The following is a 26,662-nucleotide window of genomic DNA, read 5'->3' on the forward strand; positions in this document are numbered from 1 at the left end:
TTAGCCTGAGGTATTACTCAGGCTTTTTAAACATCGCTCGTAAGTTAGCGACTCTTGCTTGGCCTTTTTCCATGCGCTCTGCTTGGGTATTTGGCGCCTTTTTGTTTTCGAACGCAAGATCGTCCTGCGGTAACTCTTGTACAAATCGGCTTAATTCAGTTTGTGAAGTTTCACCAAATTGACGACGTATCTTTGCATAAGTAAGTGTTAACTCCTGCTGCGCACGAGTAATACCAACATAAGCTAAGCGACGTTCTTCATCTACGTTGTCCTCATCAATACTTACCTGATGCGGAAGTAAACCCTCTTCCATACCCACCATAAATACGTACGGGTACTCTAAGCCCTTTGATGCATGTAGTGTTGATAAGTGCACTGCATCGGTTTCATCTTCTTCTTCGTTACGCTCAAGCATATCGCGAAGGGTTAGCTTGCTAACAACCTCGGCTAATGTCATTGGTTCGTTGTCGGCATCACCGGTCAACATATCTGTTATCCAACGATACAGCTCTGATACGTTTTTCATACGCATTTCAGCCGCTTTAGCACTCGGTGACGACTCGTACAGATATGCCTCGTAATTAATATTACGCACTAAGTCTTTAACAGCTTCGAGCGTATCACCGCGTACTGCGTTATCAGATAGCTCAACAACCCAGCGTGCAAATCCAGCAAGCGCATTAAAGCCACGCCCTTTTAGTCTGTAGCCTAAATCGTTATCAAAACAGGTAGCAAACAAGCTCGCGTGCTTTTCATTAGCAAGCGTACCAAGCTTTTCAAGGGTAACCGTGCCTATTTCGCGTCGCGGTGTATTTACGATACGTAAAAATGCATTGTCATCATCTTGATTAACTAGCAAACGTAAATACGCCATAATATCTTTAATTTCTGAGCGAGCGAAAAACGACATACCGCCACTAATTTTATAAGGGATACGGTTACTCATTAGTGATTTTTCAAAGCCACGTGCTTGATGATTACCACGATATAAAATCGCGTAATCTTTATAGCTGGTTCGCTTCATAAACTTATGTGAAATTATTTCAGCAACCACACGCTCAGATTCATGCTCTTCATCGCGGCACCCTATTACTTTAATCGGCTCTCCATAACCTAGTTCACTAAATAACTTTTTCTCTATGTCATGTGGGTTATTGGCAATTAAAATGTTAGCCGCTTTTAGTATTCGCCCTGCACTTCGATAGTTTTGTTCAAGCTTTATAAGTCTAAGCCCTGGGTAGTCTTTACCTAATAACACTAAGTTTTGCGGGCGAGCACCACGCCATGAGTAAATTGATTGATCGTCATCACCTACCACAGTAAAACGGGCACGCTCGCCTACTAGCAATTTAACAAGTTGATATTGGCTTGTATTGGTATCTTGATACTCATCCACCAGCAAGTATTTAAAGCGTTGCTGCCAGCGCTCACGAGATGTGGCGTTATTAGTAAGTAACAAAGTAGGGATCATAATTAAATCATCAAAATCCAGTGCATTATAAGCACGCAGCTGGTTTTGATAGCGCCCATATAACTGCGCGAACAATGCTTTTTGCGCATCACGCGCTTCGCGTATTGCTTGCTCTGGCAGTACTAATTCGTTTTTCCAACTACCAATTTCCATTTTAAGTAGTTTAAGTAAGTCCTTGTCTTTTTTGAGCTCGTCTTCGGTGAGTTCACTAAGAAGCTGATTGGTATCTTGATCATCAAATAACGAAAAGCCGGGTTTAAACCCTAATGTACTCAACTCTTTTTTTATTATTTCTAAACCGAGTGTATGAAACGTTGATACCCATAAACCTTTAGCGTCTTGCTTACCGAGCGTTTGCAGTACTCGCTCACGCATTTCTTTGGCTGCTTTATTGGTAAAAGTAACGGCGGCTATATTTCGCGCTTTGTACTCACATTTTTTCACTAAATAAGCGATTTTATTCGTAATAACACGGGTTTTACCAGAGCCTGCGCCCGCGAGTACTAAGCAGGGACCACTAATATATTTTACGGCTTCATCTTGTTTAGGATTGAGTTTCATAACGACCAAAGAAATTTAAAAGACGCGCAATTTTAACGTAACCATTACAGCGAGCATAGCAATTGCCTTAATTAATTAAGGTAAAGATGATCATGTGTTAAATACCGTGGGTATAAGGTAATATTAGTTATTATCATTTAGGCAATGCCGAAGGGACAAATATGATCAACCCAGCAAAACTTGAAGAAATTGCTAAGCAAATTACTAGCAATATGCCACAAGGTGTAAAAAACCTAGCAGACACACTCGAAGGTAAAACAAAGCAAGTTCTACAAAACAAGCTTGCTGAGATGGACTTTGTGAGCCGTGAAGAATTTGATGTGCAAAGCCAAGTACTTATTCGTACTCGCGAAAAGTTAACCGAACTTGAAGCTAAAGTTTCATTGCTTGAGCAACAACTTAGCGCTAAAACTGACGCTGAATAATTATACCAATTGCATTAAATTAGTGTTCTATTATAGCGATAAGAAAATAGCTCAATAACAAGGCTAAAATTATAGTACGTAGTTGTGCTATATAAATAATTTTTAACGTAGTTAGTGAGTTATTTAATACATTAGGATGATCATTTTTTTAATAAAATTGGTATTAATTTAATGTACAAAAAAGGCAGCTTAGGCTGCCTTTTGCATTTTACCAAGTTTATTCAAATAGCTCATCAAGTACATAATAAGACAACTTAGCCTGCTGAGCTAAACTCACACTCAGCATTTTTTGCGCAACTTGCTCGCCAGTTATTGGTTTGTAACGCTTTAAAAACGCAAATCGTGTAATAACAGGAAAAATAATACTGCCTATCTTTTCTGCCACTCTAAATTGCTCACGATCGCCTAATAATAAAGATGGTTGTAAAATACTTATTTTATCAAAAGGGAGTGCTTTAATATGTTGCTCAAGCTCTCCCTTCATTTTCAAATAAGCACTATTACTGTGCGTATTCGCCCCGCTTGATGACACTAAGCAATAATGCGTAACGCCATTACATGCCGCTAACTGCGCCGCTATAAACTGATAATCAAAATCTACTTTACGCTGAGCGTGTATCGAGCCCGCTCGTTTACGGGTTGTGCCCAAACACGAAAACAATACATCACCTTTAAAAAGCTCAACATATTGAGTTAATTTTTCAAAATCAATAACGTGATTAACTAGCTTTGCATGTGTGACAGGCAGAGCTCGACGGCTTAACGTAACTACTTTTGTATAACGATCGCTATTAAGTAACTTATGGAGCAACTCATTACCGACCAAGCCTGTAGCACCTATTAACACCGCCGTTTTAGTCATGGATTTATTTATTTTCACCCACTTTTTTAAATACGTGTTGCACTGCTTTTTTGTAGCTTTGCGTTTCTTCACTCGCGCACGTTACTACAGATTCTAAATCATGAAGATGGCCGTTTTCTAAACCATAAACCCAACCATGAACGCTTAGTTCTTGGCCTCGCTCCCAGGCATCTTGCACAATGTTAGTACGACACACATTACGTACTTGCTCAATTACATTTAGCTCAATAAGGCGGCTTAAGCGTTCGCTTTCTGGCATTGCGTCGAGTTGTTCAAGATGCTTTTCTTTTACATCTCCTACATGGCGTAGCCAATTATCAATAAAGCCAAATTTAGCATTGTTTAAAACGGCTTGTACGCCACCACAACCATAGTGACCTACTACCATTATATGTTTTACTTTTAAAACCTCTACAGCGTACTGCATAACCGATAAGCAGTTATGGTCAGTGTGTACAACCACGTTAGCAACGTTACGATGTACAAATAATTCGCCTGGTAATAAATCAACTATTTGATTTGCAGGTACACGAGAGTCTGAACAACCAATCCATAAATACTCTGGATTTTGTTGCATAGATAAAATTTTAAAAAACTCAGGGTCTGCTTCACTTGTACGAGCAGCCCAACGTTTGTTGTTATCGAATAAATTTTTTAACTTTCTCATTGCATCTCTTATTAAGTCGAGGACGGAAATTTAATGGACATTAGCAAGAATCAAAATATTACGAGGCGTTAACTGCTTTTTACAAAACGTTTTAACGCTTACTTGATAACCTTGCTGTTGCAAATATAAAGCACGATCGAGCACAAGCCAAACTTCAATTGCCCTTCTGAATACATGTCGAACCAGTTCAACTCGGTCAGTTATTTTTTTTCGAGCCACCCCAACCTCTAAATACTTTATATAATCAGTACTTTGAGGTAATTTCAATGCCTTTTTATCTGCAGCCCATGCACAAAACGATTTAAACGAATCTGAGAATATAGCTTTGTTGACCGAAGGTACGCTTACGTAATATTGCTCGCCAGTGATCGACTTTCTTAGTGCATCAAAACCAAGTCGCCACTCAAGTTCTGTTTTACGCACTTTTTCCAGACGAGAAGGCGCTGTAACGGTTTCTTGTAATGCGAGCTTTAAATCGCGATGCGTTAGGTTAAGCTCACTTTTATTTGCAACCTCACTCATTACACGGTACTCATTAGCCGTAAATAAATGATAGCAACAAGGTGAAAAGCTAATTTGCTGTACTTTCGCTAAACTTGCTTGGCGCATAAATGCTTGGTGCAAACCACCGCATGCGTGTAGCGCTACGGCATGCATATCAGCATTAAAAAATTGAGTGATATCCTCTTTTAATACATCTGCTTGGCTAAAGCGCATTGCCAAGCCTTGTTGCTGTGCACTTTTTTGTCCTTGCTCGCATAAGCTTTGTTGCAGTTCAATACTATGCACATTACTTGCGCCATTAAACGCAAGCATTCGACCTAAGTGCCCTTTACCCGCGCACCACTCTAAAACAGGTTGCTTGGTATTAGGTAGTGCAGATACAAAATCTTGTAACTGTGCAAACTTACGACCTTTAATGCCGTTACTTATCCAAAATGGATAATCAGCTTGAGAGTGGGATGAGCTAGGTAACTCGCATAACTTTGCAAGTTCACCAAGTTGGCTTATGTGCTGGCTAAAAAATTGGTATAGCTGGTTTTGATCGTTATCAAGAACGCTTACCTGATCATCAGTTAGTTCGCTAAGTATGCCTTGTAGCTCTGGCCAAGGTATAGTGTCAAAATCAAACGCAGTGCACTGCCAATACTGACGATGACGCATTAAAAGTGAATCAAGTGCTAAAAATTGCTCAGCTAAAGTCATAACAGCTTAAAAAATAAAAAAGACAATTAATTATATCAGTTTCGTGAATTACCTAAGCAGTTAATTTTTACTAAAAATCAGCCGTAAATACAAAGGTATTGAAATAATACTTACCAAAATAGCTGCCATGAGCATCCACGATAACTGCATCTTTTCAGGTTCTTGGTATTTATAAATAAAGTGAGATTTTACTTCGTCAAATTCGTTTTGCGGTATGCCATATAAGTCCGCAATTAAGCGCCACTTTGCTATCGACATATGCCCTAAACTGGTGGTGGGTGGGGTTATATAACTTTTTAGTACTTCAGCCTCAAAGGCGAGCTGATAAAAGCTTTTACCCGGTGCATAGTTTTGCTGGGTGACTGCAATGGCTTCATCCATGTTCATCATTGCATAACGCCACCCTTTTAGGCTCGCTTGGTAGAATTTTTCGACCGTTTGAGGATTTTTCTTAAGCATGTTTTCGCTGGTAAATAAAATGTCGCTATATACGTCCATACCATAACGCTGTGGGCAAACAAGTCGATGAGCTACGCCTTGTTGAGTCATATAATAAGGCTCTGTAGTAACATATACTTGCATAGCATCTAGCTTGTTTTCAATCCAAGCCTGGCCTGGATTTTCGCCATCGTAAACTTTGAGTTTATCCACATCAACGCCACTGCGTTTAAGCATAATAAGTAGTTCGGCACCATCATTTTTGCTTACCGCAGTGATACGTTTATTAACAAAGTCACGTGGATGAAAAATATCAGACGTGTCTTTAACCATCCAGCAGTAAGGTGAAAATTGCAATAAGGCAGCCATAGCAACAAGAGGTTGTCCATTAATACGTTGCTGTAAAATACCAGAGTGCCCTACTCCAAATTGTGCTTCGCCACTGGCGACAGGAGCAAAGGTATCAGGTTTCATTGGATTAGCTTGTTTAATGGTTACATCAAGGCCCGCTTCATTATAAAAGCCTTTTTGCTTTGCCATATAGTAGCCAGCAAACTGAAACTGATGTGTCCATTTTAGCTGTAATGTGACTGATTCTTGCGCCGCGATATGGCTACAAAAAAAGCACAATCCAATGATTAATCCTTTAACTAGCAACTAGGTGTCCTCAAAAAGTATGACGATTACCTGTAACTATATGTAAAACGTGTAATAAAGCAAGCACCCTAGTTAGGTGCCTGCCTATAAAGAAGGACTATACTGAGGCGAGTTTTTCGGCTTTTTCTGCTTGGGGCTTTGATGTTAAGAATTGGCTAAAGCACGGATTTTGTGTTTCATCTTGTACACTGTAACCTAAACGGTTTAAGTGCTCGTTAAACATCTCATACTGACTCGGCTCAATAGCAAAACCTGCCAGTACATTCCCCATCGAACCACCGTGATTACGATAATGAAATAAGGTAATGTTCCAATTACTACCTAAAGTATCTAAAAAGCGTGCAAGCGCACCTGGATACTCTGGAAATTCAAAGCGAAGTAAGCGCTCATGTAATTGCTCGGGTGCTTTTCCGCCAACCATGTAGCGCACATGTAATTTAGCGAGTTCGTTATCCGACAGATCGCAAAATTGGTAGTCATTATTTGTTAAGTCTTGCTTTAGCTCATTAAGCTCTTGCTCGCCTTGGCGCAGGGCAATACCTACAAATATTTGTGCTTCACCAGGTCCTGCATAACGATAGTTAAACTCAGTAATAGCACGGCCACCTAAAGAAGCACAAAACTGTTTAAAGCTGCCTTTTTCTTCTTTAATAGTAACCGCTAATAACGCTTCGTTTTTTTCACCCAGCGCAGTGCGCTCTGCAACATAACGCAGGCGATCAAAGTTTAAATTAGCACCGGATAAAACAGCCGCTAAATGTAACCCTTTTAAACCAGACTGCTGGCTCCACTTTTTAAGCCCTGCCGTTGCAAGTGCACCTGAAGGCTCTGCTATTGCACGGGTAGATACAAAAATATCCTGCATGGCAGCACATATTTCGTCGCTGGTGACGGTTATAACTTCATCACAAAACTTTTGCGCTAAGCGAAATGTTTCAGTGCCAATAATTTTAACCGCTACGCCATCAGCAAAACTACCAACGCGCTCAAGCTCTACCGGTTTACCTGCTTTAAGTGCCGCTTGTAAACATGCACTTTCGTCGGCTTCTACACCAATTACTTTTATATCTGGACGCAGCGATTTGATATAAACCGCCATCCCAGCAAGTAAACCGCCGCCGCCAACAGGAATAAACACCGCATCAAGCTCGTTTAATTGCTGCATGAGCTCACGTGCTACAGTACCTTGACCAACAATGACGTCTGGGTCATCAAATGGTGGAACAAATATACCGTTTCGTTGCTCTGTAAGCTCAAGCGCATGTGCTTTTGCGGCATCAAAATGATGCCCATGTAGCACAACTTCACCGCCAAGCGCACGTACCGCACTTACTTTTATTTCAGGCGTTGTTACTGGCATTACAATTGTGGCTTGATGCCCTAAGTGAGAAGCACTTAGTGCAACCCCTTGAGCATGATTACCCGCTGAAGCAGTGATAACCACTGAGCCTTTAGGTAATTTATTTAATTTGTTATACGCACCGCGTAATTTAAATGAATACACGGGCTGTTGGTCTTCACGCTTTAACCAAACATGGTTACCTAATTTAGCACCGAGCTCAGCCATTTCGCTGACCTCGGTAACTTTAGCCAAAGGCTCCATGTTTGCTTGAATAATAGCGCGAAAATAATCGAGCTCTTGAGAGACCATAATTAACTAAGCGCCTCCAATTTAGCTAAGTCGCGCACTGCGCCTTTATCAGCACTTGTTGCAAGTAATGCATAAGCCTTTAAAGCAGACGATACATAGCGCTCACGATCAACTGGTTTGTACGCCAGTTTTCCGCGTGCTAATTGTTTTTGTTTACGTGCTTCAAGCTCTTCATCACTTAACGCTAATGTGATTTCACGTGTTGCGATATCAATAATGATTTTGTCGCCATTTTCAACATAAGCAATTGCACCACCACTTGCCGCCTCTGGTGATACATGACCAATTGATAAACCCGAAGTACCACCCGAAAAGCGACCATCAGTAATAAGTGCACATTTTTCAGCTAGGCCTTTTGATTTTAAGTAGCTAGTTGGATATAGCATTTCTTGCATACCTGGGCCGCCTCTAGGGCCTTCGTAACGAATAACCACGATATCGCCGGCTTTTACTTCATCGTTTAAAATACCTTCTACAGAATCATCTTGTGACTCGTACACGACTGCAGTACCTTCAAAATGTAGCATTTCATCAACAACGCCAGCGCTTTTAACAATACAGCCATCAACTGCTAAATTACCCGAAAGTACAGCTAAGCCACCATCTTGACGAAAAGCGTGTTCGACACTTCGGATACACCCATTAACACGGTCGTTATCGCCCTCGTCCCAACGACACTCTTGGCTCATTGCTTTAGTGGTACGAATGCCCGCAGGGCCAGCACGGTAAAATTTGCGCGCCGCTTCGTTAGTAGGATCTGTTGCATCCCATTTTTTAACGAGCTCAGCCATAGTTGACCCAGCAACATGATTAACTGACATATCAACTAAGCCTGCTTTGCCAAGTTCACGTACGATTGCCATCATGCCGCCTGCACGGTGCACATCTTCAATGTGATATTCAGGTGTTGCTGGTGCAACTTTACATAAAAATGGTGTTTTACGAGAGAGCGCATCAATGTGCGACATATCAAAATCAACGCCTGCTTCTTGCGCTGCAGCAAGTAAATGCAATACCGTATTTGACGAGCCACCCATTGCAATATCAACAACCATTGCATTCATAAAGGCTGTTTTGTTAGCAATAGCACGTGGCAATACATCTTGATTGTCTTTTTGATAATACTCACGACATAAATCAACAATACGAGCCCCCGCTTCAACATAAAGTTGTTTACGGTCTTTATGAGTCGCAAGCGTCGTACCGTTACCTGGCAATGCTAAACCAATCGCTTCTAGCAGACAGTTCATTGAGTTTGCAGTAAACATGCCTGAACACGAGCCACATGTTGGACACGCAGAGCGCTCTACTTGCTCTGAATCTGCATCACTTACCGATTCATCAGCGCCTTTAACCATGGCATCTACTAAATCAAGTTTAATATCGATGTTAGCAAGCTTAGTTTTACCTGCTTCCATTGGGCCGCCTGATACAAATATTACCGGAATATTTAAGCGTAGTGCTGCAAGCATCATTCCTGGAGTAATTTTGTCGCAGTTTGAAATACAAATCATCGCATCAGCACAATGACCATTTACCATATACTCAACTGAGTCAGCAATTAAGTCGCGTGAAGGCAGCGAATAAAGCATGCCGCCGTGACCCATTGCAATACCATCATCAATCGCAATAGTATTAAATTCTTTAGGGACGCCACCGGCTTGTGTAATGGTTTCAGCCATAAGTTCACTTAACTGATTAAGGTGAACATGCCCTGGTACAAATTGTGTAAACGAGTTAACTACGGCAATAATCGGCTTACCAAAATCGGTGTCGGTCATACCTGTTGCGCGCCATAATGCACGAGCGCCTGCGCGTTTACGCCCTTCAGTTGTTGTTGCACTTCTTAATTTAGCCATAGTTACCTCAGTTTTTGCCGCAAAATAAGCGGGCATTCCTCATTCTAAAATTGGTGAGTAACCGAGTGATTCAGTTACTCGTAAATTGTTTTTCAGTTCGTAATTACACAGCCTGTTGTTGCTGTAAATTTTGTAAAGTGACTTCTTTGACATCCACCAGCTTATTTAACTGGCTGGTTAAAAGGTGAATTGGTTTATCACTATCTACCGTCATGTCTACATTATAAAAACCATCGTCCATATTGAGCTGAAAATGCGTAAGGTCAAAACCACGATGACGCACCACTCGTAAAAAGCGCTCTACCGCTATACTTTGACTTTTTAATGCAATAGTTAGGCTATGTTTCATTTTGCTTTCTCCGTCATCATTTCGTCGTTAGCAGCCCCAGGTGGTACAAGCGGCCAAACATTTTCTTTATCATCAATACAGGCATGTACTATGTACGGACCTTTACTGTTAACTAATGCAGTTATCGCATCATCAACTTGGTTAGCGTGAGTAATTGTTTGCCCTGGGATACCAAATACAGCAGCTAATTGCACAAAGTCTGGGTTATCCGACAGATTAGTTTCAGAATAACGCCCTTCAAAAAATAGTTCCTGCCATTGGCGAACCATTCCTAAACGCTGGTTATCTAAAATTAATATTTTTACAGGTAAATTGTTACGACGAATAGTGGCCAGCTCTTGAATATTCATCATTATAGAACCATCGCCCGATACAGTAATAACAAAGTCATCAGGGCGTGCTACTTGCGCGCCAATAGCCGCAGGTAAACCAAAGCCCATTGTGCCTGCACCACCACTGCTTAAATGATTACTCGGGTGAGTAAACTTCATGTGTTGTGCTACCCACATTTGATGCTGACCCACATCGCAGCACACAACCCCTGTATTTGGCATGCGTTGGCTTAGTTGGTTTAATAAGTACGGTGCAAAAACCTTCTCACCTGGGTAGTCGTAACGCCACGCATGCTTAATATTCATTTCTTTATTTGTGTCACACCAAGCTTTAGGTGTTACAAAGCACTCAAGTGCGGGTAACGACGTTTTTAAATCGGCAATTAATGAAGCTTTAGCAGGTTTTCGCTTACCAACTTCAGCAGCATCTATATCTAAATGGATTACTTTAGCTTTAGCTGCAAATTTAGCTAAGTTGCCTGTTACGCGGTCATCAAAGCGTGCCCCTATACATACAAGTACATCACATTCTTGCACTGCGATATTAGCAGCTTGACCACCATGCATACCCAACATACCTAAGTAATGTTCGTAATCTGGTAATACACTGCCCAGCGCTTTAAGTGTTGATACAGCTGGCATCTGAGTTTTATTTAAAAATTGCATTAGTTCGTCTTGCGCATCAGCGGCTTGTACACCACCACCTACATACGCTACAGGCTGTTTAGCCTCACTCAACAATTGATTAGCAATAGCAACTTGCTTTAAATCTAACTCTGGTAAGTATTCATTAGCTGCTAGCCAAGGTTTAAAAGGGACTTGAGCCATTTGAATATCTTTTGGGATATCGACAAGTACAGGACCTGGGCGGCCGCTTTGCGCTAAATGAATTGCTTCTTGTAATATCTCTGCTAAGTCTTCAGCTCGTTCTACCATGTAGCTGTGCTTAGTACACGAAAGCGACATACCTAGTACATCTATTTCTTGAAACGCATCTGAACCAATCGCTGCAGTAGGCACTTGGCCGGTGATCGCCAATAATGGCACTGAGTCCATCATCGCATCAGCAAGAGCGGTTATTAAATTAGTTGCACCTGGGCCAGATGTTGCAAAACATACGCCTAATTTACGTGTGCTGCGAGCATAACCAACTGCTGCAAACCCTGCACCTTGCTCATGGCGAGTTAGGTAGTGTTTGACTGGCGCGCCATACAGCGCATCGTAAATTGGCATAATAGCTCCGCCTGGGTAGCCAAATACTTCATTTACGCCGTGTTTGGCCAATAAGTCGATTGTTAGTTCTGCGCCTGTCATTAATAAACCCTCATTCCTCAGTGACAACCCAATTACAAATTTTACCCTTAAAACTAAAAAGCCCTCCGAACGGTTAAGTGCGGAGGGCTTTTTTAATGCTTAAGTTTTTAAAGCACTACGAAGCCCTCGCGGGAATAATCACCACGATAATAATCAGGACTAGGTTAAGTGCGTTTGCAAGCATGTAATTAATACCAAATTTTGTTCAATTATCGCGAAGGTTATTCCTTCGCTCTCTTTTTATATTAGTACCGCGCTAGGCCCTTTAAGTCAACACCAAAGTTAATCTAACAAAAAGACTAAAAGGCAATTTATCAGGTTTTAAAATTCATTATACAAGCTGGTAGTGGTTTTTTTATGCTCTAATTTTAATCTCAGAAATTCACTATTCTTATATCCCTTATTTAAGGTTTGATTAATTTTTGAGAATATTTTTATAAATAAAATTATTTATCTCCTTCAGGTAATGCGTAGGTTCTCTTAAGCGACTCTTAAGTGTTGTTGCATAGCATGGCGTTGTTATTTTAAACGAGCCTAAATATGAACATAACTAGCCAAACACCAGCACAAAAAAAGCCAAATCGTAGTAAGCGGTTTTACATTCACTGTAGTGCAAATGCCTTTGTAGTGATGATTGCCTGTTATTACTGTTTAGTTATAAACATTCCTTTTATTCAAGGTTCGTTTAGCGCCATCACCTCCCTTGCATCTTTTTCATGGCTATTTTTACTTTCAGTGCCACTGCTTTTGTTATGCCTTTTAATTATTTTCTTTTCAATAGTGTCGGTCAGGTGGTTACTAAAACCAATTAACTACCTTTTACTGATAATTTCGAGTGCCGTACTTTACGGCTCATTAAATTACGGCGTCGTGTTTGACTATTCAATGATTCAAAACACGTTCGAAACAGATTCAAGCGAAGCGCTGAGCTATTTAAATCCGCAGCTCATAGGCTTTCTACTACTGTTTTGTGCGCTACCTGTTTTTATATTAAGCAAAGTAAAAATACACTTTACCCGTCCTCACCAAGAAGCGATTAGTCGTATAAAACTTATTGTAGCGTGCTGCTCATTAATTGCTTTAGTGGTCGTAAACTTTTACGCCGACTACGCAGCCACTGGCCGCAATAACCGCATTTTGAAAAAAGAACTCATCCCATTTCAGTATCTCTCTAGCGGTTATAAATATATGCGCGATCAGCTGCTGTATACCAATATGGAATTTAAAAATATAGATACAACACCCACTCTCATTACGCCTAACACCACCAGCGTAACTGTTATGGTTGTTGGCGAAACCGCACGAGCAGAAAACTTTGCTTATCAAGGTTATAAGCGCAACACCAACCCTTATACACAAAAGCATAATGTGACGTATTTTAATAATGTGGCGTCTTGTGGCACCGCTACTGCAGTGTCTGTGCCGTGTATGTTTTCACTGCAAACACAAGATAACTTTGATCGATTAGCAGCCGACAACCAACAAAACCTGGTTGACTTAGCACAACAAGCTGGCAGCGACGTACTGTGGGTTGATAACAACAGCGGCTGTAAAAACGTATGCACCCGTGTTGTTAACATTGATATCCCAACCACCCCATCAGCGCTTTGCGATGGAAAATATTGTTTTGATGAAGCACTGCTTGCTCCACTTAAGCGCAAACTCGCTAATTTAAACCAAGCTAATACCGTTATCGTCCTACACATGATGGGCTCACACGGACCAACCTACTTTAAACGCTACCCAGAAAAATTTAAGCAATTTACGCCCACGTGCGACAGAAGCGACATTCAAAACTGCTCACTCGATGAATTAGTTAATACCTACGACAACACAATTGCGTACAGCGACTTTGTTAACGCCCAGGTAATTGAGCAATTAAAAGCGCTGCCAAACAACATAGATAAGCAGTTTTTATATGTCTCTGATCATGGTGAATCACTTGGCGAAGCCGGTGCTTATTTACATGGTTTTCCGTATAGCTTTGCACCTAGCACACAAACGCACGTTCCTCTTTATATGTGGGCTGATGAGCATAATCAGCGCATTACTAATACCTGTTTAGCTAATTTAGACACCCGCGCTGCACGCTCACACAACAATATTTTTCACACCCTTTTAAATTTAATTGGCATTAAAAGCAAAACGTATCAGGCATCACTTGATTTACTTGCTAACTGCCAAACAACACCAAGCGAAATAAAACTATGAGTAATAAAACCGTTATAAAACGCCAAGGCTTAATGCGCCTTATTTTTACCTTAAGCCATTCTTTTAACGGCTTAAAATGGATGAGTCGATTTGAAGCGGCGTTTCAACAAGAGCTAGCACTGTTTTCATTACTCGGTGTGTTTGTGTGGCTACAAGAAATTGCACTAAGGGATAAATTACTGCTTATAGCTAGCCTGCTTTTTGTATTGTTTGCTGAGCTGGTAAATACGGCAGTTGAGGTTGTAGTTGATAGAATTGGCAGTGAATACCATGAGCTTTCGGGGCTAGCTAAAGATATAGCCTCTGCAAGCGTGTTTATAGCTATGCTAATTGCCGCTCTTATTTGGTGGGCTGTGTTATGGGCATAAAGCTAACTTTTATACCTAAAATACAAAATGCACTTGGCCCTGTATGGATTTTTGTTGTATTTGCTGTTTTGGCACTTAGCTTTTTAACACTTGCTCGCTTTGGATTAAGTGTATGGCAAGGGGAGCGTGTATTTGGATTGCATGCGTGGTTATCTATATTTATAGGTGGTTTAAGAGTTGATATAGCCACTCTAAGCTACATTATTATGCCCGCATTACTACTTACTTTACTGATGCAAAGCGTAGGTTGGCAAAATAAAGTACGCGGCCTCATTAAAATTTATTTAGTGACGATGTCTGCTTTACTTGTTTTTTTTGAAGTGATTACGCCTACGTTTATAAACGAGTACGATTTACGCCCAAACCGCTTATTTATAGAATATTTAATTTATCCTAAAGAAGTCACAAAAATGATTTTTTCAGGCTATAAGGTAGAAGTATTTATTGCTGTTATAGCACTTATTTTAAGCTGTAAATTTGCAAGTAAAATATTTAGCAATCAATGGCAAAGCAAGTCATCACTAACAGGTTTAAATCAATCAATTTTAGCGCTTGTTTTAGTATGCTTAACTATTTTTGGCGCCCGCAACTCATTAGGACACAGACCACTTAACCCCGCCATGGTCTCGTTTTCTACCGATCATTTACTTAACGACTTAACCCTTAACTCACTTTATAGCGTCGCGTTTGCAGTTAAGCAACTTTCTAATGAGCAATCGAGCCAAGACTATTACGGTAAAATGCCCACCGATGAATTACTTAGTATTGTGCGTAGTAACATGCAAAATACGCAAGGCACATTTAGTGATGTAACCGCCCCTACAAAAACGTTTCATGGCGCAAGTAATACAGGTAAACCCAAAAATTTAGTCATTATTTTACAAGAAAGTTTAGGTGCTCGTTATGTAGGCACACTTGGCGGTTTACCGCTTACACCTAATATAGACGCCCTTTATAAACAAGGCTGGGGGTTTGATAATTTATACGCCACGGGTACACGTTCAGTACGTGGAATTGAGGCTGTAATTACAGGGTTTACACCAACGCCTTCGCGTGCAGTTGTTAAGCTTGATAAATCACAACGTGACTTTTTTACCATTGCTGATTTTTTAGCGAAGCAAAATTACAACACGCAGTTCATTTATGGTGGCGAAAGCCATTTTGATAACATGCGCAGCTTCTTTTTAGGCAACGGTTTTAAAAGTATCGTAGATACAAATAACTTTAAAAAAATAGACTTTAATGGCTCGTGGGGCGCATCAGACGAAGACTTGTACGACCAGGCCGACATAGAACTTACTAAGCTTAAAAATCAAAACAAACCCGTAATAATGCTGCCAAGTATGCCGATTACGCACTAGGCACCTTTATCGAAAAAGCTAAAAAATCGAGCTACTGGGATGATACTGTATTTATAGTTATTGCCGATCACGACTCGCGCGTATCAGGTTCAAATTTAGTACCGGTGGATCACTTTAAAATTCCGGCCGTTATTTTTGGAAAAGGTATTACCCATAAACGAGATAGCCAACTAGCCAGTCAGCTCGATATTCCTGTTACTCTACTGTCTTTAATTGGCGCAAGTGGTAAGCACCCAATGATAGGTCATGATTTATCAAAGCTAATTAGCGACAACAAACAACGCGCAATGATGCAATACGACAAAAACTTTGCCTACATGCACGATAATAAAGTGGTGGTGTTACAACCACAAAAACCAGCAACCACCTATACGTATAGCAATAACCAGCTTGTACCATGTGAAAACGATGAGCAACTAGTTAAAAAAGCCCTAGCCCACGCGAACTTGGGTAATTTAGCCTACACAAATGGTTGGTATCATTAACCAAGTGACTTGATAATAAAGCCTTGTTAAAGTAACAAGGCTATTTTTATAAACCGAGTAAACATGAAAATCCTCGTTATTGAAGACTCTGAAGCACTAAGACGCAGCTTGCAAGTTGGCCTTAGCAACCTTGGTTTTACTGTAGATGAAACTGGTGATGGCTCAGAAGGGTTGAGTATGGCACTGAGTGGAAACTACGACCTCCTCGTACTTGATTTAATGCTACCAAGTGTTGATGGCATGAGTATTTTACAAGCACTGCGCAGCAGTAATAGCCAAAGCCGTGTGCTAATTTTATCGGCACGAAGTGAGCCTCAAGATAAAATTAGCGGCCTTATGAAAGGCGCTGACGATTATTTAACTAAGCCATTTTCGTTTGAAGAACTCCATGCTCGTGTCCTTGCATTACTTCGTCGCGGTTCACTGCAAAACCAACAAAATACCCTAACCGTAGGTGATTGCGTATTAGATCTCTCCCTTAAAACTCTTCATTACGAGCAACATGCCATTGAGCTCACGCGCAATGAATACAAAATAATAGAATGCTTATTTAACGCCCCAGAGCGAGTATTAGGGCTCGAGCTTATAAGTGAAGCGGTGGTAGGTCAGTTTGATATGCTCTCTAAAAATGCGCTTGAAGCACACATCTCAACCATACGTAAAAAAGTAAGACAGTTTGATGGCGAGCTCCCGATAAAAAATAAACGTGGATTTGGTTATGTCGCAACAACAAAATAAAAATCACTCAATAAAACGTAAACTCGTTAATAATATTAGCGCTGTGATCTCAGTTATTTTATTCACCATATTTTTAACCGTTGATTTAAGTGTTGATACTTGGGTGGAAGATCAGTTCAATCAGTCTTTAACTAATAAAGCTAACTACTTAAAAACCTTAGTTGAAGATGACAACAACGTGGTTGAATTTGATTTTGCTGGTGAGTTTATGTCGGAGTATGAAGCTGCAGATGCCACGGAGTTTTACCAGTTATGGCATGGCAGTGATGTTTTTGAGCGCTCGGACTCATTAGCGCTTTATGAAAATGCTAACCTGCCTTTTTTAGAAATGCCGATAAATGAATCTAAAATTATAGATTACGAGCTTCCTAACGGGCGTGATGGCCGCGCACTTATAAGTCACTTTGTAGCCCAAAAAAATGATAGAAATCCCACCCACTCTGCTGTTTTTAATACCATGACGCTTGCAATCGCAGCGCCGACAGCCGAACTTAATAAAGTACTGATTATTATTGATGTGGTCTTTATTTTAACCTGTGTACTTGGTGTGTTTGGAGTGCGCTATTTAGTGACACGTATTGTAAATAAAGGCCTGCACCCACTACACAACTTAAACGATCAAATTAAGTTACTCGATATTACCGGTGTTGCGCAAACAATAGAAAGCGACTTTAAAGTGGAAGAAATAGAACCTATACGTAACGAGCTAAATAAGTTTATTACCGTTAATCAGCAACTCTATAGTAATGAAAAACGCCTAACAAGCGACATTGCACACGAGCTTAAAACCCCTATAGCTGAACTCATAAGCCTTTCAGAAGTGGCTATTCGCTACCCTGACGATAAACGTATTAGCGACACCTATACCAGTGATGTACTTAATATTTCACAGCGCATGAAAACAATTGTTAGTAACCTATTACTGTTGCAGCGCTCAAGTAGCAGTGCAATGCAATTAAATGCACAAAATATCATGCTAAATAACTTAGTAAATCAAATTATTGATGAGCTGACCTTTAAGCATCCAAGTATCAAAACGCGTTTAAATAACGAAATAAGTGGCGAACTTACGCTTAATGTTGACGAATTTAGTTTAAATACCATTTTGTGTAACTTAATCGATAACGCACTATTTTATGGACTCCCTGAGGCGCCAATTAAATTAACTGCCGTAAATAACAGCACAAACATGAGCATCTCTGTTAGTAACAAAGTAAATAAACCACTAAGTGGTGAACAGCTAACTGCTATTTTTGACCCGCTCTATCAGCTAGATTCATCTAGAACTAATAATCAGCGCCATGGTTTAGGATTATCTATTGTACAGAGCTTATGTAACTTAAATGGCTTTACTATTAAGGCCAGTAATACCGAAAACAATACGCTAACGTTTATATTAACGTTACCTCTGAAGTAAATTTAGGTTAGTATTTACACTACTAATTTTGAGATTTTAAGGACAAACCATGAATGCTCTTACCCGTATTAGCCACTTTTTTATTGTGGCATTACTTATAACATTTAGCCTTAACAGCTACGCTGCTCCTGCCTTATATAAAATAGAAAAAAATGGCGTTAGCTCTTACTTATTTGGCACCGTACACGTTGGTGATGCCAGCATGAAAGGCTTACCTAAAAATGTAACCGATGCAATTAGTGCAAGCAAAGAAGTGATTGTTGAAGTTGATATAAGCAAACTTACTCCACTTGAAATGCAGCAGCGTTCAATGCCATTTATGATGCTAAGGGACGGTAAAACATTACAAACTGAGCTTTCAAAGCAAAATTATACCAAGCTAAAAGATTACTTTGTTAAAAAGTCGATTGATATTGCTATGTTTAATGGCTTAAAGCCTTGGGCTGTTATGGTGACTATGATGCAAATTGAATTTCAAAATGCAGGGTATTCAGATAAAACCGGCATAGACAAGCAAGTACTTGCTTACGCTAAAGAACATAAAATAAAAATTGGTGAGCTTGAAACCCTAGAACAACAACTACAAATGTTTGATGGTATGGCGCTATTAAGCAATGAAATGATTGAAGAAACTTTTGAGCAACTAGCCGATATTAATACTTACTTTATCAAGTTAGTTAATGCATGGAAAAGCGGTGACATGGATACACTAACCGATTACTACAACATGAGTTTTGATGACAGTAATTACGGTGAAATTAGCGAGCAAGTAATGCTAACTAACCGCAATAATAATTGGGTTAAACAACTCACACCGCGTTTAGCAAACGAGCAGCTATTTATTGCTGTAGGTGCTCTGCACTTACCTGAAAAACACGGGTTACTTAAACAGCTTCGAGATAAAGGTTTTAGCGTTACTCGTCTTTAAAATAAAAATGGGTTGAGTGAATTCTCGCTCAACCTTTCTCTAAGCTTTTAATGAAAGTCTTCCATTTTTAAGTAATTCTCTATTCCTTTAATTTTGTCTGCCGCATGATGATTTACATAAATCACTGTACTTGTATTGGCAGCACAAATTTTCTCTATTAGTAGCAGTACACGTTGCCTATTTGCTTCATCTAAGCCTAAGCAAGGTTCATCTAAAATAAGTAACGTTGGATGTTTTACCATAGCCCGCACAATTAATAACATACGCTGATCGCCGTACGATAGCTGGGTGAATGAGGTATTTTGTTTATCACTTAAACCAATAAATGCCAGCCACTGCTTAGCAATATTAATTTGTGCGTCGCTCGGTTTTTGATATAAACCTATGCTGTCGTAAAATCCTGAAATAACAGTATTTAAAGCCGATATACTTACGCGGTAATCCATATGTAGCGCGTTAGATATAAAACCAATATGCTGTTTTATATCCCAAATACTCTCCCCGGTTCCGCGTTTAAAACCGAACACTTCAATGTCATTGTTATAACACTGTGGGTTATCACCTGTTATTAAATTTAATAGGCATGTTTTGCCTGAACCGTTCGCTCCACTAAGCTGCCAATGCTGATGCTTTTTTATAGTCCAATTGAGATTTTTGAATATACTTACATCACTATAACTAACTTTAGCATTACTCAATTTAACTAAGGTATTACCAGTGAATGCCTTTTGCTCTTGTTCGGTATCAGGAGATGGCACATCCAATGAGGTATGTTCTAAATGAAGTAGTTTTAGTAAATCACTTAATTGCTCACTGTCTGGCTTTGCCAAAGTATGTAACAAGCAACCTTGGTTTACATAGCCATAGTGAGTAATGAATGAAGGGATTTCGTCTAGGCGGTTTAGTACAAAAACAAAAGTAATAATTTGGCTAAGTTCTATGAGTATTTTATTAAGCTGCTGGCAAGATTGTACGTCGAGTCCATGAAATGGCTCATCAAGCACGACTAACTCACTATGGGAGCTGAGTCCTTTTATAAGTAGGAGTTTACGAGTTTCACCCGTTGAAAGGTCTCTAAAATGCCTATTTAGTAATGAGCTAAATTTAAATAATTCTATTAGCTGCGCTAATAATTCATCATTATTACTATGCCCTGTAAAAATAAGGTCTTTAACGAGAGTGTGCTTTTCATGCTCTAATTCTTGAGCTAGTAACTGTTTATGTGAATCTGAAGACACGAGCATAAGCTTATTAATACTACTTATACGCTTACCACTTTCGCACTTAGCCTCACCGATTAACGCAGCTGTCAGAGCAGATTTACCAGCTCCATTAGCACCTAAAAGTAACCAATGTTCTCCTAGGTTTACTTGCCAATCTAGGTTGCATATATCGTAACGGCTTTTACCTTGCCCTTGTAAGTAACCATTAAATTGCTCAAGCGTAATTGACTGCACTAACTTTTCCTAATAAACCTTAAAACAGCAAGTTAACGTATATTAAAAGTGCTTAGCAAGCTTGTTATCCGCAAAATTAATTTATTTCACTAACAACGCTAATACTATTTAATGCGTCTTTAATTGCTTGCTGGCTTATTGGCTTATGAATATGGAGGTTAGCTCCGTATTCATAAACTCGCTCTATATCATTTTGTGAGGTATTTGCTGTTATAACAATAATTGGCATTACTTTATTAAGATCGGAACGTATTTTTTTAATAGCCTCAAACCCATCCATTACAGGCATATTTAGGTCCATAAAAACAATATCGTACTGATTTTCACTCACCATATCACACGCGACTTTACCATTTTCTGCGCAATCATAGCTTAAACCTAATAAACTAAGTATGCGGGTTAATAACATAGTGTTTAATGGGTTATCTTCAACGACTAAACACGTTAGCTTGTCGTTTACTTTAAGAGGTGTTGGGAGGGCTTTACTTATAGTCACTGGTAAATACAAAGACACCAAAGCACCATGAGTTTTATTATTTGTAAAAGTAATTTCACCATGCAGTGCTTTTACAACGTATTGAACCCGGGTTAGGCCAGTTCTTAACCCTTGAAAGTGATTGGTTTGTTTAAATGAGTCAAATTCAAGACTGGTAATCTTCTTCGAAAAGCCACTGCCAGTGTCACTCACCGTTAAATTAAATTCATCATTTAAAAGCTTAGCTGAAACAGTAATTTCACCTTTTTGTGTAAACTTAATAGCGTTACTAATTAACTCTGTAAGTGTGTGCTGCAAACGTTGATGATCCAGTTTACATACACAATTTAACGATTCATCTAAACGACTAACTAGTTTTAGGCCTTTTTGCTTACACGCATGCTTGTAAGCTATTACTACTTTATTACACGACTCTAAAAGGTTTTCATCATTTAAATGCGGTACCCATTTACCTGCACTTAAAGCCTGCAAGTCTTGTAATTCATCTAATATGGCTATTAACCTAAGCGCGCAATAGTTAGCTTGGGTTTTAACGCTTTGCTGTTTATCAGAAACCTCTAGCTCCTCAATAGACGTAATAAGTCCCTGCAAAGGTGTTCTAAATTCGTGACTAGCTCTGGCAATAAAATGCTCTTTATTTTGACTTGTTTGATAAACAAAATCTTTTTGTTTTTGTAGCTCTAAAAGCGTGTCTGAAACCTCTTTTTCCATTGGTATAAAAACAAATCTTAACTCAATAAGTAATAATGTCATTGCCAATAACCAACATAGTATCTCTAGGTTGGCGACCCAATTTACTTTTTTAACAGCTTGAGATTCAAATAAGCTCACTGCCTTATCAAGCTTTGTTAATAACGTTTCAACATGCTCTATTGAAAATAGAGACTGGTTTACCTCACCTTTTTGATACAAAAGCCTTTCAGTTTGTTCTACATATTCTAATACGGTCTTATCCAAGCCAGTAGTTGCACCAAAATATAAATCCACTAATGCTGAATCTAAATAAATGTATTCACCATCAGAATTTTTTGTTAATAATGTTTGGTGGGATTTTTTAAATGTATTGAGAGATTTCTCAAGCGATTCAGTATGAAGTGGTGAGTAATTACTAATGTTGAGTATGGCATTGCTATGCCACGCTATTTTTTGCGACAGCATTCTTTGCTTACCAGCAATATTAATAACTTTTGCATCGTACTTTTGAACGGAGAAGCTATATTGTAACAATAGAGCAGAACCACTGATTAGAAGAGCAATAGTCAATAACGCCCATCGATATCGCTTTCTAACACTTTTAATAATATCGAACATGCAACAGCCTGTTTTTTTATTTAAGTGTAGACTAATTTTATAAAACAAAAAATCAGTCAGAGTAATTATGTTTTTAAGTTAATAAGCAATAAAAAGCCCAGCAAAAACTGGGCATATTAAGGTAGGCGTTAACGGTTCTCTAATCGATTATAGTCAAACATTCCATATTCTATACCTCGATATTGTTTAGCCGTTTCGTGCAATATATCGCTGTATTGCCAAAACTGTGGGTGAGTGCGGCGAATACCATATTTACTTTTTAAAGCGCGATAATCAGCTTCAATTTGCATCATTGGTAATTGCTCAGCAAAAGCATTCACTTGTTGCTCGTTATTTAAATACCAAATAGCTGCTGGGTAATCACCGATAAAGCCAGGAACAATAGTCGCGGTATCTTCATCATAAGCACGTTGGCCATCTTCGTTTAATAAACTAGATATATTGTAGTGCGCATTATGATGAATAATAGTGTAGCCCTTATGGCTATTATCTTCTTGCTTTACAAGTATAAAAGAAAGCTGAGGTAATAAGTTAACCGCTTTTGCTGGCATATTACTTACTATATTTAACGGCTTTGGTACTTCAGTGTAGTTGTATCTTTCACTTAAAACTGGCGCTAAGGCTTCTTTCATCAAAGTATATAGCTCATGCTGTGGATCATCAGTTTTATAGTTAATACCACTTGGCTGACTAAATTCTCGGTTATTTTTAAAGAACTTAGATAAGTCAGGTGGTGAATTACGGTACCACTGCTTTTTAATTTGATTACGCTTGTGCTCAGGTAATAGAGCTAAAAAGTTTTGCTCTCCCTCTAAACGTAAAAAATCCATATATAAACGTGTAACCAATTGATGGCCTATATTTCCGTATACATCAAAGCCTGCCACAAGCAAATAATGAATACGTTCAAATAACGCATAATCAAGTATCCACGTGGTTTTAGGCTCTTGACCAATAAAACCTTTAACAACAGTTGCACTATCAAAATGGCGGAAAATAGTCAGCGCAGCATTTTTATTATGCCCATCACCTTTCCAAAGTAAGTCTGTTGTAAGGTGCTCACCACCTTTGAACATTTTGTTAGCAAGCTCAACTTTCGCCTGTAAATACTTTTTCTCGCGAACTGAATATTTAACCCAGCTAGAAATGGGTAAGGCATTACTTTCCTCAGCGGCAGGAAGTTCTAATGCCTCTTCATGTTGCATTAGCATTTCCCCTACAGCCGGAGTCGCTACTTTATTAGGATCAGCAAAAGCCACCCAAAAATGATCGTTTATAACATTTAAAGCAATCTGACCACGACAAACAGGCCCTTTTATAAAGCCCATTATAATTAACTCTGCCTCATCAAGCATAAATTGATACTTAGAATTAATTGGAATAACTTCGAAAGTTTTAAAAGGGTTAGATGCTGCCTTAGCCTCATAACTCGGCATTTGCGTAACCGTATAATCTGGCGCAATAAACTGCTCATATAAACGCAGTAATTTAGCTTCATTAAGCTCAAGAGGTAAATGTGTTTTAGAAAGTATGGTTGTACGCTCTTGCATAAAACGATAATAAACACGGCTAACTTTAGGGTCATCGTATGGGCGACGCGTGTTAATTAACTTTATTTCCTCACCAGGAGGCGTACTTGAGCGAACTAGTTTGAAAAAGCTTTGTGGGTTTTCTGAAGTAAAATAAATATGTGCTAAAAACCAATGCTCATAAATATACCGTGCTGATAACTGATACTTTAAGCTATCTTGATTTAAAAATGCTTCCCAGCCCGCTATTTTATTCTGATCATATTTACTTGGTGGCTGAATATGTGACATTTTACCACCACCTTTAAGCCAGCTCTGTAAGTGATTAAACTCTTCACGCGAAACACCAGGTAAACCATAAGGCATGCCGCCATGAGGTTGTTCACTTACCAATCGATCGAACTCACCCATTGTTGCGCAGGTTTGCGAACGCGCTAACGAAAAGTCAAACTCATCACCTAACACTTCATTTACTGGCAATTCATGGCTTTGCTTTAACACTAAGCTATTAAATAACACACTGCCTGCTAAGTTAGCTTCTTCACTTTGTACGCGCTCATTTAGCACTGGCGTAAAATTTTTTTCTCGCCATTGCTGAGTGTTAGTTGCATCAAATAATAAACGGCTTGGGGTCGTTGCCAATAAACGAGTTCCATCGTAAACGAGCTCTTTACTCAACCCCCGGTCAATACCTTCAGGGGATGAGAGCTTAAGCTGGCAAGGTGCGTCGTAACAACCATGACAAACGACGCAGCGGGTATCGAGTACAGGTTTTACATTTTGTAAAAAATCAGCACCAGCACCTGTTGTATGAGGCACCATTCTCTCTTGTGTTTGTTCAGGTCCAAAAAGATCATCGTAGTGAGCATTTCCCAAATATGCACAACCACTTAAAATAATGAGTACTATCGTACTTATTAGTATTTTTCTCATTCGTCGTCCTCATCACCTAAATCAAAGGTGGGCATCATATCCATTTGAGGAGAAACGAATGTATTCTGACCTTCAGTATTCAAAACAATACTTAAAAGAGGGCCATGCGTTAATGTTATCTGCGCATCGTGCTCTTGATCTAATATAGCTAAGTACAGAGGATTAGTTATAAGCAACTCATAACCGCTAACAGTAATAGCGACACTGCTATCTTCACTTGGGTTCTGGCAAATTTGAGCAAGTAACTCATCATCAAGTCCAATTGATATTTCAAAATCAGGCTGCTCTAAGTCTCTATTACTTAATGATTCATCTAATAGAAATAAAGGGAGGGTTAAATTACTATCTTGTTCAAATTCCATTGCGTTCTCTGCACTTTCTGACGATTTAATTGACGAGTATTATATCAAACTAGCGAGCAAATTAACGCTAAAGCTAATTTAACTGTGTTTAAACGTCATCCATAACAGATTCGATCACCGAAAATACAGCACCTTGAGGGTCGCATATAACACTAAAACGACCAACATCGGGGATATCTGTTGCAGGAACACATACTTGTCCACCTAAGCTAGCGGCTTTGCTAACAATTACATCGCAACTCTCTACTGCAAAATAAATCATCCAATGAGCAGGGGTATCATCAGGCCATTCACTTGTCATTTCAAGCATACCGGCAATTGGTTGTCCATCGACTAAAAATAAAATGTAGTCCATCCCTTCCATAGGCTTTATTTCGCTTTCCCAGCCTAGTAAAGCACAGTAAAAGTCTCGACTTACTTTACTATCTCTTGTTGCTAACTCATGCCAATAAGGCGTATTTAATTCACCTAAGTGCTTACAACCTTTATGCTCATTCCCCTGCCATAGTGCAACAGTTGCGCCTACTGGATCTTTTAGCATCAACATTCGTCCTGCATTCATAACATCATGAGGACCGGCAATAACCTCAGCACCTAGTTCTTTTGCTTTTAGCGCACAATCATCAATATTATCGACGGCAATGTAAGCCAACCAATGACTTGGGATACCTGCACTAATTTGCTCTTTAGGCATTTCGTACATTGCAGCGATATCATCACCTTGCTTTTGTAGCATGGTGTAGTATATGTTCTCTCCAATAGGTTGATCGTCATGCCCCCAATCAAATAATGATGTATAAAACGCCTTACCGTCTTTCCAATTGTGCGTACAAAGCTCTGACCAACAAAAAACACCATGCGGGTGGTTTTCAACTTTACTCATGATTAAGCCCTTATTATTCTAATTTTAGCTAAACGAACTCTGTCACATTTTATAAACTACATAATTGAACAGATCATAAATTGAGATTAGAGCAATAACTAAGCGGAGTCGATAAAAGAAGGACAAAAATTCGTTATCCAGTTGTTTCATATTTGAGGTTTTTAACGCAGTTAGGGTCAGATTTAATCCCTCAAATTGATTAAATATTATTGCTGATTGATACAAATTATTCGCCAAGAAGCGCTTCGCTTAGAGGAATACCTAAATCACTTTTCTGCAGACGTAAAAAAGCCCGAATCGTTAGATTCGGGCTTTCTACAATTTGAAGCCTGGTAATGTCCTACTTTCACATAGCAAATGCTACACTATCATCGGCGCTGTTTCGTTTCAC

20 protein-coding genes and 1 pseudogene are annotated in these 26,662 nt (G+C 39.3%); 7 read left to right on the forward strand and 14 right to left on the reverse strand.

Going from position 1 to position 26,662, the window contains the following annotated elements; all coding sequences use genetic code 11:
• Nucleotides 1-13: 13 nt before the first annotated feature.
• Nucleotides 14-2,032 carry a DNA helicase Rep gene (rep, locus tag H5088_RS15360; protein ID WP_182693720.1) on the reverse strand — a complete coding sequence of 673 codons (2,019 nt, stop codon included), beginning with the start codon at nt 2,030-2,032 and terminating at the stop codon, nt 14-16.
• A gap of 161 nt (nt 2,033-2,193) precedes the next feature.
• Between rep and H5088_RS15365 the strand changes: the two genes are divergently transcribed.
• On the forward strand, nt 2,194-2,457 hold the full coding sequence (locus tag H5088_RS15365; protein WP_002959905.1) for a ubiquinone biosynthesis accessory factor UbiK: 264 nt from the start codon (nt 2,194-2,196) through the stop codon (nt 2,455-2,457).
• A 217-nt stretch (nt 2,458-2,674) separates the two neighbouring features.
• On the opposite strand, the gene H5088_RS15370 is transcribed toward H5088_RS15365, so the two are convergent.
• From H5088_RS15370 to ilvG, 8 genes are all read right to left on the reverse strand, one after another.
• Nucleotides 2,675-3,319: an NAD(P)H-binding protein gene (locus H5088_RS15370; RefSeq protein WP_002959904.1), complete on the reverse strand. Its 645-nt coding sequence runs from the start codon at nt 3,317-3,319 to the stop codon at nt 2,675-2,677.
• Between the two features lie 4 nt (nt 3,320-3,323).
• Nucleotides 3,324-3,986, reverse strand: a complete 663-nt coding sequence (gene can, locus H5088_RS15375) for a carbonate dehydratase (RefSeq protein WP_002959903.1) — start codon at nt 3,984-3,986, stop codon at nt 3,324-3,326.
• Nucleotides 3,987-4,016: 30 nt separating this feature from the next.
• Nucleotides 4,017-5,192, reverse strand: a complete 1,176-nt coding sequence (locus H5088_RS15380) for a methyltransferase (protein ID WP_182753564.1) — start codon at nt 5,190-5,192, stop codon at nt 4,017-4,019.
• A gap of 60 nt (nt 5,193-5,252) precedes the next feature.
• Nucleotides 5,253-6,287 carry an ABC transporter substrate-binding protein gene (locus H5088_RS15385; protein WP_182753566.1) on the reverse strand — a complete coding sequence of 345 codons (1,035 nt, stop codon included), beginning with the start codon at nt 6,285-6,287 and terminating at the stop codon, nt 5,253-5,255.
• A 97-nt stretch (nt 6,288-6,384) separates the two neighbouring features.
• On the reverse strand, nt 6,385-7,938 hold the full coding sequence (gene ilvA / locus H5088_RS15390) for a threonine ammonia-lyase, biosynthetic (protein ID WP_039485942.1): 1,554 nt from the start codon (nt 7,936-7,938) through the stop codon (nt 6,385-6,387).
• Between the two features lie 2 nt (nt 7,939-7,940).
• A complete protein-coding gene (gene ilvD / locus H5088_RS15395) occupies nt 7,941-9,797 on the reverse strand; it encodes a dihydroxy-acid dehydratase (RefSeq protein WP_024596945.1) in 1,857 nt (618 codons plus the stop codon).
• Nucleotides 9,798-9,900: 103 nt separating this feature from the next.
• Complete coding sequence (gene ilvM / locus H5088_RS15400; RefSeq protein ID WP_002959893.1) at nt 9,901-10,146, reverse strand: acetolactate synthase 2 small subunit; 246 nt, start codon at nt 10,144-10,146, stop codon at nt 9,901-9,903.
• The gene (ilvG, locus tag H5088_RS15405) at nt 10,143-11,792 is read right to left on the reverse strand and encodes an acetolactate synthase 2 catalytic subunit (RefSeq protein WP_182736596.1); all 1,650 of its coding nucleotides are present in this window, start codon (nt 11,790-11,792) and stop codon (nt 10,143-10,145) included. The genes ilvM and ilvG overlap by 4 nt, the downstream gene beginning before the upstream one ends.
• A 540-nt stretch (nt 11,793-12,332) precedes the next feature.
• Here ilvG and H5088_RS15410 point away from each other — a divergent pair.
• The 6 genes and pseudogenes from H5088_RS15410 to H5088_RS15435 all read left to right on the forward strand — a co-directional run bounded on the left by H5088_RS15410 (nt 12,333) and on the right by H5088_RS15435 (nt 19,300).
• Entirely contained in the window at nt 12,333-14,003 is a 1,671-nt protein-coding gene (locus H5088_RS15410) for a phosphoethanolamine transferase (protein ID WP_182716519.1), read from the forward strand.
• Entirely contained in the window at nt 14,000-14,371 is a 372-nt protein-coding gene (locus tag H5088_RS15415; protein ID WP_007582120.1) for a diacylglycerol kinase, read from the forward strand. The genes H5088_RS15410 and H5088_RS15415 overlap by 4 nt, the downstream gene beginning before the upstream one ends.
• Nucleotides 14,362-16,217: pseudogene (locus H5088_RS15420) on the forward strand (LTA synthase family protein). The gene H5088_RS15415 and the pseudogene H5088_RS15420 overlap by 10 nt, the downstream one beginning before the upstream one ends.
• 63 nt (nt 16,218-16,280) lie before the next feature.
• The gene (locus H5088_RS15425; protein WP_182712166.1) at nt 16,281-16,955 is read left to right on the forward strand and encodes a response regulator transcription factor; all 675 of its coding nucleotides are present in this window, start codon (nt 16,281-16,283) and stop codon (nt 16,953-16,955) included.
• On the forward strand, nt 16,936-18,372 hold the full coding sequence (locus H5088_RS15430) for a sensor histidine kinase KdpD (RefSeq protein ID WP_182753568.1): 1,437 nt from the start codon (nt 16,936-16,938) through the stop codon (nt 18,370-18,372). The genes H5088_RS15425 and H5088_RS15430 overlap by 20 nt, the downstream gene beginning before the upstream one ends.
• 49 nt (nt 18,373-18,421) lie before the next feature.
• Nucleotides 18,422-19,300, forward strand: coding sequence for a TraB/GumN family protein (locus H5088_RS15435; protein WP_182753570.1), 879 nt, complete (start codon nt 18,422-18,424; stop codon nt 19,298-19,300).
• A 47-nt stretch (nt 19,301-19,347) separates the two neighbouring features.
• Here the strand turns inward: H5088_RS15435 and H5088_RS15440 are convergent, their stop codons facing one another.
• The 5 genes from H5088_RS15440 to H5088_RS15460 all read right to left on the reverse strand — a co-directional run bounded on the left by H5088_RS15440 (nt 19,348) and on the right by H5088_RS15460 (nt 26,271).
• The gene (locus H5088_RS15440; protein ID WP_182736586.1) at nt 19,348-20,757 is read right to left on the reverse strand and encodes an ATP-binding cassette domain-containing protein; all 1,410 of its coding nucleotides are present in this window, start codon (nt 20,755-20,757) and stop codon (nt 19,348-19,350) included.
• 76 nt (nt 20,758-20,833) lie between these two features.
• Nucleotides 20,834-22,564 (reverse strand): response regulator, encoded by a 1,731-nt coding sequence (locus H5088_RS15445; protein ID WP_182753572.1) that lies wholly within the window; start codon nt 22,562-22,564, stop codon nt 20,834-20,836.
• Nucleotides 22,565-22,692: 128 nt separating this feature from the next.
• Nucleotides 22,693-25,026, reverse strand: a complete 2,334-nt coding sequence (locus H5088_RS15450) for a fatty acid cis/trans isomerase (RefSeq protein WP_182753574.1) — start codon at nt 25,024-25,026, stop codon at nt 22,693-22,695.
• Nucleotides 25,023-25,388 (reverse strand): hypothetical protein, encoded by a 366-nt coding sequence (locus H5088_RS15455; protein WP_002959878.1) that lies wholly within the window; start codon nt 25,386-25,388, stop codon nt 25,023-25,025. Before H5088_RS15455 ends, H5088_RS15450 begins: the two co-directional genes overlap by 4 nt.
• Nucleotides 25,389-25,476: 88 nt before the next feature.
• Nucleotides 25,477-26,271 (reverse strand): VOC family protein, encoded by a 795-nt coding sequence (locus H5088_RS15460; protein ID WP_096792329.1) that lies wholly within the window; start codon nt 26,269-26,271, stop codon nt 25,477-25,479.
• Nucleotides 26,272-26,662 lie beyond the last annotated feature (391 nt).

It is taken from the genome of Pseudoalteromonas sp. SR43-3 (assembly GCF_014163875.1).
Lineage (GTDB): Bacteria > Pseudomonadota > Gammaproteobacteria > Enterobacterales > Alteromonadaceae > Pseudoalteromonas > Pseudoalteromonas distincta.